This window comes from Gemella haemolysans (assembly GCF_012273215.1).
GTDB lineage: Bacteria > Bacillota > Bacilli > Staphylococcales > Gemellaceae > Gemella > Gemella haemolysans_A.
Window position 1 is genome coordinate 755,400 of record NZ_CP050965.1, and the last position, 12,661, is coordinate 768,060.

Annotated in this window: 9 protein-coding genes; all 9 read left to right on the top strand. The window is 29.7% G+C overall.

The window, feature by feature from the left end; genetic code table 11:
- Positions 1 to 14 precede the first annotated feature (14 nt).
- The 9 genes from fmt (at position 15) to FOC48_RS03655 (ending at position 12,660) form a co-directional block, all read left to right on the top strand.
- On the top strand, positions 15 to 977 hold the full coding sequence (gene fmt / locus FOC48_RS03615) for a methionyl-tRNA formyltransferase (RefSeq protein WP_003146086.1): 963 nt from the start codon (positions 15 to 17) through the stop codon (positions 975 to 977).
- Complete coding sequence (gene rsmB / locus FOC48_RS03620) at positions 970 to 2,295, top strand: 16S rRNA (cytosine(967)-C(5))-methyltransferase RsmB (RefSeq protein WP_003146084.1); 1,326 nt, start codon at positions 970 to 972, stop codon at positions 2,293 to 2,295. Before fmt ends, rsmB begins: the two co-directional genes overlap by 8 nt.
- A complete protein-coding gene (gene rlmN / locus FOC48_RS03625; RefSeq protein ID WP_003146083.1) occupies positions 2,289 to 3,422 on the top strand; it encodes a dual-specificity RNA methyltransferase RlmN in 1,134 nt (377 codons plus the stop codon). Before rsmB ends, rlmN begins: the two co-directional genes overlap by 7 nt.
- The gene (locus FOC48_RS03630; RefSeq protein WP_003146081.1) at positions 3,400 to 4,146 is read left to right on the top strand and encodes a protein phosphatase 2C domain-containing protein; all 747 of its coding nucleotides are present in this window, start codon (positions 3,400 to 3,402) and stop codon (positions 4,144 to 4,146) included. Before rlmN ends, FOC48_RS03630 begins: the two co-directional genes overlap by 23 nt.
- A complete protein-coding gene (gene pknB, locus FOC48_RS03635; RefSeq protein WP_003146079.1) occupies positions 4,136 to 6,058 on the top strand; it encodes a Stk1 family PASTA domain-containing Ser/Thr kinase in 1,923 nt (640 codons plus the stop codon). Before FOC48_RS03630 ends, pknB begins: the two co-directional genes overlap by 11 nt.
- A 229-nt stretch (positions 6,059 to 6,287) precedes the next feature.
- The gene (gene uvrC, locus FOC48_RS03640; RefSeq protein WP_003146076.1) at positions 6,288 to 8,036 is read left to right on the top strand and encodes an excinuclease ABC subunit UvrC; all 1,749 of its coding nucleotides are present in this window, start codon (positions 6,288 to 6,290) and stop codon (positions 8,034 to 8,036) included.
- Positions 8,037 to 8,167: 131 nt separating this feature from the next.
- Positions 8,168 to 9,082: a fumarylacetoacetate hydrolase family protein gene (locus tag FOC48_RS03645; RefSeq protein WP_003146075.1), complete on the top strand. Its 915-nt coding sequence runs from the start codon at positions 8,168 to 8,170 to the stop codon at positions 9,080 to 9,082.
- 16 nt (positions 9,083 to 9,098) lie between these two features.
- On the top strand, positions 9,099 to 10,238 hold the full coding sequence (gene recA / locus FOC48_RS03650; RefSeq protein WP_003146073.1) for a recombinase RecA: 1,140 nt from the start codon (positions 9,099 to 9,101) through the stop codon (positions 10,236 to 10,238).
- A 235-nt stretch (positions 10,239 to 10,473) separates the two neighbouring features.
- Positions 10,474 to 12,660: an ATP-dependent helicase gene (locus tag FOC48_RS03655; RefSeq protein ID WP_003146070.1), complete on the top strand. Its 2,187-nt coding sequence runs from the start codon at positions 10,474 to 10,476 to the stop codon at positions 12,658 to 12,660.
- Position 12,661 lies beyond the last annotated feature (1 nt).

Sequence of the window (12,661 nt, forward strand, 5' to 3'; positions counted from 1 at the left end):
ATTAGGAGAAATAAATGAACAAGAAAAAGATAGTATTTATGGGAACTCCAAAGTTTGCGGTTCCTGTTTTAGAAATGTTAATTGAAAATTATGGGGTAGATTTAGTAATTACCCAACCAGACAAAAAAGTTGGTAGAAAAAAAGTATTAACACCACCGCCAGTAAAAGTTGTGGCATTAGATAATAATATTAAGGTATTACAACCTGAAAAAATATCTACAGATGAAGAGACATATAATACATTAAAAGAGCTGAATCCTGATATAATTATTACTGCTGCATATGGGCAGCTTGTACCTGAAAAAATATTAGAAATTCCAAAACATAAATGTATAAATGTTCACGGGTCTTTATTACCTAAATTACGAGGTGGAGCACCTATTCAATATTCGATATTAGAAGATCATAAGAAAACAGGTATCACTATTATGTATATGGTTAAAAAACTAGATGCAGGAGACATGATTTCAAAAGTTGAAGTTGATATTTTAGATAGCGATAACTATGAGTCACTACATGATAAACTTTCAGTAGCTGGACGTGATTTACTAAACGAAACTTTACCAAAGATTTTTAGTGGTGACATAGCACCTGAAAAACAAGATGACGAGCAAGCTACTTTTGCAAGAAATATTTTAAGAGAAGATGAAAAAATTGATTGGAATACATCGGCAAGAGAGGTATTTAATAAAGTTCGTGCATTAGATCCTACACCAGGGGCGTTTACATACTTAGATGGTAATGTGTTAAAGATCTGGTCTAGTGAAGTTGTTGAATTAGAAGAACAATCTAGTTATAGTAAAGTAGGAACAATTGTTAAGCAAGATAAGAAAAACATCTATGTTTTATGTGGGAATGAAACAATACTAAAAGTACATGAACTTCAAGTATCTGGTAAAAAGCGCATGCCAGTGGTAAATTTCTTATCTAATAAGAAAGATTATGTAGGTACAATTTTAGGTGAAAACAATGAATAGCATAAATGCTAGGCAGATTGCTTATGAAGTACTTTATACAATCATTCAAGAAGATGGTTATAGTAATATTACGTTAAATAAGTACTTTAATCAGTATAAGATTCAAGAGCAAGATAAAAGATTTATTAGCGAAGTAGTGTACGGCACTATAAAAAATAAAATATATCTTGAACATATTCTTAAAAGCTATTCAAAAGGTAGAGTTAAACCAAAGGTTAAAGTGATTTTATCAATGAGTATTTATCAATTACTGTATATGGATAAAACTCCGAATTTTGCAATTATTGATGAAGCTGTTAAACTAAGTAAGAAAGTTGCAGGTAATATCACAGGAAAATTCGTAAATGGTATTCTTAGAAATATTGAACGACATGCTAGTAATCTAGATCTAAAATATAGAAATAATACAGAACAATTTTGTATAGAAAATAGTTGCCCTAACGAATTATACAATATACTTAAAGAACAATACGGAGTAGAAAAAGCTCAAAAAATTGTTGTATCTTTTAATGAGAAGAGTAAAAATAGTATTAGATATAATCCTTTAAAAATCACTAAGAAAGAGCTAATAGAAAAATTAGGTGATGCTGTTAGCGAGAGTGAAATCTGTGAAGATAGCCTAGTTTTAAATAAATTAAACCTAGATAGTAGTTTATTCACAAAAGGATATTATATTATACAAGATGAGGCAAGTGCGTTAGTAGCTACATCAATTGGTTTACCATTAGATAATAAATACAAAATACTAGATACTTGTGCTGCTCCAGGAGGTAAAAGTCTTCATATAGCGAGTAAGTATTTTAATTCTAGTTTAATTTCATGTGATAAATATATACATAAGCTAAAATTAATAGAAGATAATAAAGAAAAACTTGGAATAACTAATATTCAAGTAAAAGAACAAGATGCAACATTAACGAACGATTCATTCACTGATAAATTTGATATAGTAGTATGTGATGTCCCTTGTTCAGGAATTGGGGTTATTAAAAATAAACCCGAAATTAAATATAAAATCACAAATGCATATGTTGAAGATATCGCAAAACTTCAGTATGAGATTTTAGAAAATAGTAAACATTATGTAAAGCAAGGCGGAACACTTTTGTATTCTACTTGTACAATTGATAAGAGAGAAAACATACAAAATATTGAGAAGTTTTTAAAAGAGAACAGAGATTTTATTTTAGAGAAAATAACTCTAAATAATAGTATAGTAAAAACAAGAGACAATGGTGTATTAGAAATACTACCCGATGAGTATAGTTGCGATGGATTCTTTATAGCAAAACTTAAAAAAATGGAGGCAAAATGTTAATTTCAGATTTTAAAGGTTATAAAAAGTCAAGATGGTTAAAAGATTTTGATAAAATGTCAATATATTCTTTAAGACTAGATCAATTAGAAGAATATATTGTAAGTATTGGTGAGAAAAAATTTAGAGCTAAGCAAATTTATGATTGGTTATATAAAAAGAGAGTTACAGATTTTTCAGAAATGAAAAATGTACCTAAATCTTTACAAGAAAAACTCGCTGAAGAGTTCGAAATTACAACTTTAAAAACAATAATTAAACAAGAATCAGCTGATGGTACTATGAAGTTCTTATTTGAGCTACAAGACAAATATACAATTGAGAGTGTACTCATGAAAAATAAATACGGTAATTCTCTTTGTGTAACAACACAAGTTGGATGTCGTATCGGCTGTACTTTCTGTGCTTCAACACTTGGTGGTTTAAAACGTAATTTAGATGCGGGTGAGATAGTTTCTCAAGTGTTAAAAGTTCAACAGGAACTGGATAAAAAAGGTGAACGTATCTCTAGTATCGTAATCATGGGAATTGGTGAACCATTTGAAAACTACGATGAGATGATGGATTTTATTAGAATAGTAAATAGTGATGAAAGTTTCAACATTGGAGCTAGACACATTACTGTTTCAACTTCTGGGATTGTGCCGAAAATTTATGATTTTGCGAATGAAAAAGTTCAAATTAACTTCGCGGTTTCTTTACACGCACCTACTAATGAATTAAGAAGTAAAATCATGCCAGTAAACAGAGCTTATAATATTGACAAACTTATGGAAGCATTAAAATATTATCAAGAAACTACTAATCGTCGTATTACTTTTGAATATGGTCTAATGGGTAAAGTAAACGATCAAAAAGAACATGCAGAGAAATTATCGGAGATTATTAAAGGTCTAAACTGTCATGTTAACTTAATCCCAATTAACTATGTACCAGAACGTAACTACGTTAGAACTAGTAAGAGCGATATTTTTGCATTTGAAAAAATACTTAAGAAAAATAAGGTTAATGTTACAATTAGAAGAACTCAAGGTGATGATATTGATGCTGCGTGTGGACAACTTCGTGCTAAAGAACGTAAGGATGAGGTAAAAGGAGGAATTCCAGATGCCACTAGTATATTCGTATAATAGTAATAAAGGAAGAAAAGAAAAAAATGAGGATGCAATTGCTGTTATGAAAAATAAACAAGGTGAAGTTCTTGCAGTTGTTTGTGATGGTGTTGGTAGCCATAGTAATGCAGCATATTCGAGTAATTATATTGTGGCGACTCTAGAAAAAGAGTGGCAGAATTTAACATTTGCTAATTTTAATAATATGAAAAATTGGCTTTGTGATAAAATAGAAAAATTGAATTTAGAATTATTTAACAAGTCACAAGAAAAGAATAAAAAAATGGGAACTACTATTGTCACATTAGCTACATTTGACAATCAAGTTGTTGTTTATAATATTGGTGATAGTAGCGCTTATGGTTTGACTAAAGATAATGAGATGAGTGTAGTTACTGTGGAAGATTCATTTGTTGGAGCCTTAATAAGTGCTGGGGCTATAACACAAGAAGAAGCAAAAACTCATCCAGAACGCCATGTACTAACTCAAGCATTAGCTACAAGAGATAATATTAATTTACATACTTTCATTGATGATTTAAGCAAATATGATTATTTTTTACTATGTTCTGACGGTCTAACGAACATGATGGAAAATGAAGAAATTCAAGATATAGTTAGAAACAATGAATTATCAATATCTGTAGAAAAACTTATAGAATTGTGTGTTAATCGCGGAGGAGTAGATAATATATCTGTAGCTATAATAAAAAATCTAGGGGGTGTAAACCATGATAAATAAAATTATATGTAATAGATATAAAATTTTAGATCATCTAGGTACAGGTGGAATGGCCACTGTTTGGTTAGGTTATGATACGATTTTAGATAGACAAGTAGCTATTAAAACATTTAAAATTGATGCTAATGATGAAGATGCAGTAAAAAGATTCAATAGAGAGGCGAAAGCAGTAACAAGTCTTTCTCATCCTAATATAGTATCTATTTATGACGTAGAGAACGAAGGAGAATTTTACTATCTGATACTTGAGTATGTAGAAGGAATGACTTTAAAAGACTACATGATAAAAAATCCACGTATGCCAATCGAAACAATTGTTCATATAGCTAAACAAATTGCAGCGGGACTTAGTCATGCCCATCAGAATGGTATTATTCATAGAGACATTAAACCTCAAAATATATTAATGAATGAGAATTTAACATGTAAGATTACTGATTTTGGTATCGCTAGAGCGTACGGAGATACTACATTAACTCAAACAAATCAAATGTTAGGGACTGTATATTATTTATCTCCAGAACAAGCTCGTGGGAATGTTGCTACAGCTCAAAGTGATATATATTCTCTTGGTATTCTTATTTTTGAAATGATAACAGGTCAAATACCTTTCAAAGGTGAATCAGCGGTTGCTATCGCTTTAAAACATTTGCAAGAAGAACTTCCTGATATCGATAAGTATAGAGATAATGTACCTCAAAGTGTAAAAAATATCGTACTTCAAGCCACAATGAAAAACCCTAACGAACGATACATAAGTTCGAAGGAGTTATTTGAAGATTTAAGTACTGTATTAAATCCAGAACGATTACACGAAAATAAATATACAGGATTCAAAATACCAACAGAACCAGTTCAAAATAACAACTATAATCAAACTCAATATATTGATAGAAATCCTATTGATGTTCCTCATGGTTATTCAGATTATAATAACTATAATGAAGAAGATGATTATTATGATTATGAAGAGGATCAACGTCAAAATAACAATAACAATAGGGAATATCAGAATAAACAGTACAAAAATAGTTATAATAGTGTAAGTAAGAAAAATAATAAGGAGCAAACTTCTAAGGCTAAACACATATTCTTCGCAATACTAGCAATGGTAGTAATTATTGTTGGAGCATTTTTCACATATAACTATTTAATAGGTGCTAATAGTGTCTCTGCCCCTGATGTCCGTAATAAGACTTTAGAAGAAGCAAAAGTTACTATTGTTAAGGCTGGCTTACAAGTTGGAGATATTACTGAAGTAGCAAGTGATGATGTTAAAGAAAAAACAGTAATTGATAGTGATCCTAAGGCTGGCAAAAAAGTAAGAAAAGGTTCCAAAGTGGACTTACGAGTATCTTCTGGTAAGAAAACTGTCGACATGCCTAACTTTGTTGGTATAGACGAAGAAAATGTTAGAAGAAACGCATCAAAACTAGGATTTAAAAATATTACTGTTGAGAAAGTTGAAAGCGACAGATATGATACAGGTAAAGTAGTTTCTCAAAATATCCCAGCGGGTACAGAAATTGTTCCAAAGGAAAAAGAACTAATTATCCAAGTTTCAAGTGGTAAGAAAAAAGTTTCTATGCCTAATTTAGTCGGTGAAGAAAGTAGTAGAGCTGAAAGTGTAATTGCTTCTTATGGATTCAAAAATGTTTCATATAAAGAAGAATACTCAGACAAAGAAGCTGGTACAGTAATTTCTCAAAGTATAAGAAGTGGATCTAGTATAATTCCTAGTGAGGAATCACTTGAAATTATAATTTCTAAAGGAAAAGAGAAGAAAACTTCAAGAGACGATTCTGATACTGATCCTAGAACAAATAATGATAATAACTCTAATAATTCATCTTCAAGAAATACAAACTCTTCAACTAATGTTAATAATAATGACAGAAGAGATAATAGCTAGATTATGATAATGAAAGGGGTTGACCCAAAAGTTCTAGATTTTAAAAATAGTTTACATGAGAACTCATAGACGCAGTGGTTTATTGATATCTAAATTCGCTTTGGGTAAGCTTTTTAGATATCTAATAAACTGTGCGGGGGTGACTCGACAAAATCGATTTCTATGAAATCACGATTTTTGAGTCACTCCCTTTTTTAAAAAGTTAACATACAATTAAATGGTGATAATAATGAATTTAACATTACAAAAAAAATTAGAATTACTTCCAGATAATCCTGGTTGTTATCTATATAAAGATAATATTGGAGAAATAATTTATGTAGGTAAAGCTAAAAACTTAAAGAATAGAGTAAAAAGTTACTTTACCGGAACTCACAATAAAAAAACACAAACTTTAGTTTCAAAAATTGAAGATCTTGAATACATTATAGTAAACTCAGAGAAGGAAGCATTATTACTTGAGAACAACTTAATAAAAAAATATAGACCGTACTTTAATATTCGATTAAAAGATGATAAGAGTTACCCTTATTTGATGGTTACTAAGGAAGAGCATCCAAGGTTATTAATGACTAGAAAATATAAAAAGAGTAATAAAAATATTTATTTTGGGCCATATGTTGATATCAAATCTGCGATGGAAGTAAAAAAGATCCTCGATAAAATTTATCCACTTAGAAAGTGTAATCCTGTAGAAAAGCGTCCATGTATGTATTATCAAATAGGTGAATGCATAGGTCCATGTGCTAAAAAGATTACACCTGATGAATATAAAACTCAGATTAATAAAATAAAATCATTTTTAACTGGTAATACTAAAGAAATTTTAGAAGACTTAAATAATAAAATGCAAGATCATGTTAAAAATCTTGAATTTGAAGCTGCAGGTCAGATTCATAGTTATATAAAATCGATTGAGGTTTCAGTGCAGAATCAAGTTGTTGCAGATAGCAATAATATTGATCGTGATTACATAGGATATAGTTTTAATAATGATTATATCTGTATTCAAATATTTTTATCTAGATTAGGTAATATTATTGAACGTAAAGTTGAATATTTTAATCTATACGACAGTCCAGATCAAATTTTATATTCTTATTTAATTCAATACTATGCCATGAATAAATTACCTAAAGAAATCTATATTGATGAAGTTGATGACAATTTATTATCAAATGTAGTTGATTGTAAGGTTATAATTCCTAAAAGAGGAAATCATAGGAAAATACTAGACACTGTAAAAGAAAATGCTTCTCATTATTTAAACAATAATTTAGCCATTGAAGAGCTAAAAGAACGTAAATTGCAAGTAACTTTAAATAATATAGCAGAGAAACTAGGTGTTAAATCAATAGATAGTATTGATGCATTTGATAACTCTAATATTATGGGTGTAGATGCCGTATCGGTAAAAGTAAATTTTACAAATGGAAAAAAAAATACATATAACTATAGAAAATTTAAAATTGATGAATCTATGGGAATAAATGATGTTCAGACGATGAAAGAAGTTTTGTATAGAAACTATAAAGATAAGAAAACTAATACAGAATTATTAATTGTCGATGGAGGAAAAAATCATCTTAATGCTGCGATAGAAATTGTTCATGAGAAGCTTGGTTTGACTAAAGTTAAGATTATTGGTTTAGCAAAAAATGATAAACATATTACTGAATATATAATTACAGATGATTATGAAATAATTGAGTTCCCTAAAACATCAGCAGAATATTTATTTTTAAAACAAATACAAGATGAAGTACATAGGTTTGCTATTACTTATCATAGAGCAATTAAAACTAAAAATATGTACAATTCTAGTTTAGACAATATTCAAGGTATTGGAAAAGTGAGAAAGAATCTCTTACTAAAAACATTTTCTTCAATCGAAGAAATTAAAGAAGCATCTGAAGAAAGACTATTAAAATTAGGTATTCCAAAAGATGTAATAAACAATTTGAAAAATAATTTATAAATTATTAAGTTATCCTTATTTTATATAACTAATTGTACGGATAACTTAATTTTTTTAAATTATTCTATAGTAATATTACTAAAAGTATGGTATAATAACTTAAAGAAATTATAACAGTCGAGGAGGCAACTATGAAATTTTTATCATTCAGTTATAACGATAATGAATTATATGGAGTAAAAGTAAAACGTGAAGAAAGTGCATGGAATCTAATTAAAGTACTAGAAGATTTTGATAATACTGATAAAATACCTGCGACTTTAAGAGAAGCAATTGAAGTATATGGAGTTTCTTTCATTGAAAAAATTAGAAAAGTACTAAAATTAGTTGAAGAAAGTGGTAAAGCTGAAAGTTATAAAGTACCATTTGATAAAATAATTTGGCGTTCACCAATTACAAGAACACCAAAAAATATTCTTTGTGTTGGACACAATTATGAGGCTCATGTTAATGAACTTGGAGATGAGCTTGCTAAAACTCCTAAAGATGTTCTTATCTTTACGAAAGCAACAACAGCTCTAGCTGGAAATAATGAAGTAGTTCCATCTCACAAAAATATTACAGATAGCTTAGACTTCGGAGGAGAACTTGCTGTGGTAATAGCTAAACCAGGTAAAAACATTCTAAGACCTTTAGTTTTAGATTATATTTTCGGTTACACAATCATGAATGATATTACTGCTACAGATTTACAATATAAACACGGACAATTTTTCTTAGGTAAATCATTAGAAAAATCAGCAGTAGTAGGTCCTTATTTAGTAACTAAAGACGAAGTTAGTTCACCTGAATCAATGAGTATCGTAACAAAAATTAATGGAGAAATTAAACAAAATGCTATGACATCTGAAATGTTATTTAGAGTTGATGATGTATTGGCAGAAATTAGTAAAATTGTTCCATTAGAAGCTGGTGATATTATTGCTACTGGTACTCCAGCAGGAGTAGGTGCAGCACAAAATCCACCAAGATTCTTACAAACAGGTGATGAAATTAAAATCACTGTTGAAGGTATTGGAACTTTAACTACAGTAATTGGAGAATAAGCAGAAAGGAAAAACAATGGCAAAAAAATCAAAAGATAAACAAGTCACTCATATTGAAAAAGACGATTTAAAAGCCCGTCAAGCCGCTATTAACGAAGCCATAAAAGTAATTGAAAAAGAATACGGTAAAGGTGCTATCATGGATATCTCTTCAGAAAATCCTATTAAAGTAGAAGCCGTATCTTCAGGTTCATTAGCAATAGATTCAGCATTAGGGATTGGAGGATATCCAAAAGGACGTATTGTTGAAGTATACGGTCCAGAATCTTCAGGTAAGACTACAATAGCTTTACACGCAATTGCGGAAGTACAAAAAACAGGTGGTATTGCAGCGTTTATAGATGCTGAAAATGCACTTGATATTGAATATGCAAAAGCTCTAGGTGTAGATTTTACACCAGGTAAATTCTTCTTATCTCAACCAGATAGTGGTGAACAGGCACTTGATATAGCTGAAAAATTAATTTTATCAGGAGCTATTGATATTATCGTTATCGACTCAGTTGCAGCATTAGTACCAAAAGCTGAAATCGATGGAGTTATGGGAGCTAACCATATTGGTTTACAAGCTCGTCTTATGTCACAAGCTTTACGTAAATTAACAGGTCAAATCAATAAAGCCAACACTATTGCATTATTCATCAACCAACTTCGTGAAAAAGTAGGGGTAATGTTTGGTAGTCCAGAAGTTACAACTGGTGGACGTGCACTGAAATTCTATTCTACAGTTCGTATTGATGTACGTAAAGGGGAAGCAATTAAGGGTGCTGATAGTGAAATTTTAGGTAACAGAACAAAAATTAAAATTGTTAAAAATAAAGTAGCTCCACCATTTAAAATTGCAGAAGTAGATATTATGTTTGGTGAAGGAATTTCTAAAATCGGAGAAACTCTTGATTTTGCAGTTGATTTAGATATTATTAATAAATCTGGATCATGGTTCTCTTATAATGGAGAGCGTTTAGGACAAGGTCGTGAAAACGTGAAGAAAGTTTTCGAAGAAAATGAAGAACTTTACAATGAAATTTATGGTCTTGTTAGGGAAGAAATGATGAATAAAACTGGGAAAAAAACTGACTCAATTGTAGAAAATGATGAAAATGATGACATCGATGAACTTGACTTAGGGATAGAAACATTAGGTGAGGTAGAATAATATATATGAATAAAAAATTATTTAAAATTGTATTATGGTTAATGATTTTTATTATATTAGCTAGTGGATTTATCTCTGCTATAGCAATATTCTTATAATCTATATACAAACTAAATAAAAATAGAGGGACTGACTCGGCAACATTGATTTCCTTGGAATCTAGTTTTTAGAGTCACTCCCTTTTATTTTGAAAGTATGATAAAATATAATTAGAGAAAATATAGGAGAAATAACTGTGAATTTTGTACAAAATATGAATGACAATCAGCTAAAAGCTATTTTAAAAACTGACGGTGCAGTAATGGTAATAGCTGGTGCTGGTAGTGGAAAAACACGTGTATTAACTAATAGAATTGCATATTTAATTGCAGAAAAAAATGTATTAGAAAGTAATATACTAGCGATAACTTTTACTAATAAAGCTGCAAAAGAAATGAAAGAAAGAATTTATGCATTAGTAGGGGAAACTTCTAAATACATTTGGATAAATACTTTCCACTCAATGTGTGTAAGAATTCTACGTCAACACATAGAATTGCTAGGATATAATAAAAACTTTACAATTTTGGATACTAGTGAACAGAAAAGTATTATAAAAACAATTGTTAAAAATCTTAATCTTTCAGAAGACTCATATCAACCAGCTAATGTATTAAAAATAATTTCAAATGCAAAAAATAGTATGACTACTGTAAAGGCAATGAGAGAACAATCACGTTATGGATATATGAAAAATGTAGCTGAAATATATGCTCATTACCAAAGATATCTAAAGAAAAATAGTGTACTAGATTTTGACGACCTTATGTTAAAAACTATCATACTATTTAAAAAATTCCCTGAAGTACTAGCTATTTATCAAAATAAATTTGAATATATTCATGTTGATGAGTATCAAGATACTAACGTAATTCAATATAGATTGATTAAAATGTTGTCAGAAGTCCATAAAAACGTATGTGTTGTTGGGGACGATGATCAAAGTATCTATAGTTGGCGTGGAGCATGTAGTGATAATATTATTAACTTTGAAAAAGATTATAAAGATGTTGAGCTGATTTTCTTAGATCAAAACTATCGTTCTAATTCAACTATTTTAGATGCTGCGAATGCAGTAATTAAAAATAATACTGATAGAAAAGAAAAGGCTCTATGGTCTGAAAACAAAGGTGGAGGTAAAATCTCCGTATATGCTGCTTCAAACGATAAAGATGAAACAGATGATATCGCTAAAAAAATTCTAGAATTGAAAAAAGAAGGTATATCGTATAAGGATATTGCTATTTTATACCGAGCTAACTATCTTTCTCGCCAGATGGAGAATTCTTGTTTAGCTTTTGGAATACCATATAAATTAATTGGATCACTTAAATTCTTGCAACGTCAAGAGGTGCGTGATTTACTTGCCTATCTTAACGTTATTGTTAATAGAGATGATGAATTTAGTTTAAGAAGAATTATAAATGTTCCTAAACGTGGAATTGGCGCAAGTTCAATGGAAAAAATTGACAACTATGCAACACAATATGGTATATCGTTATTCGATGCCTTAAAAAATATAGAGGCAGTAGGGGTATCTAAGAAAATTACAACTAATGTTCATTTGCTGACAAATCTTATAGAAAAATATTCGGAAACTGATAAATATTCAATTGATGAATTAATTATTGGTATTTATAAAGATTCTGGATATGAAAGTATGCTAAAAGAATCAAATGATGCTTATGCTGAAAGTAGGATAGAGAATATTTCTGAGTTAGTATCTTCTGCTAAACAATTCTCAAGTATGAATGATAGTCTTATTGACTTTATTTCTGAGATGTCACTTACATCAGATGCTGATGATGAAAATGAAGAAGATTCTGTCGTTTTATCAACTGTTCATGCCGCAAAAGGATTAGAATATAAAGTAGTGTTTATTATGGGGTTAGAAGAAAATTTATTCCCTTCAATTCGTGATGCGGAAAGTAGTGCTGATGAGAAAAATAAGATGGAAGAAGAGCGTCGTTTAGCATATGTTGCAATTACACGTGCTAAAGAAAAACTATTTATGTCATATGCTAATAGACGTATGCAATTTGGTTCTATTAAGATGAATAAACGTTCTAGATTTTTAGATGAAGTACCTAATAAACTTATGCACTTTGAATCATCTTTTGGATCTTCTGCGTTTGAGTCTAGTAATACAAACGTAGAAGATGCTAATAAATTTATTAGTAAACTTAGTCCGAAAATCAAAATTTCAGATAAACCAAAGAATGCTATCAGTACCAATTATGGCATCGGCGATACTGTTATTCATAAGAAATTTGGTGAGGGTAAAGTATTAGATATTACAAGTGATAGTGTTAAAGTTGAATTTAGTGAAGTTGGTATGAAAACATTACTAATCGAATATGCCAACTTAACTAGAAAGGATTAAT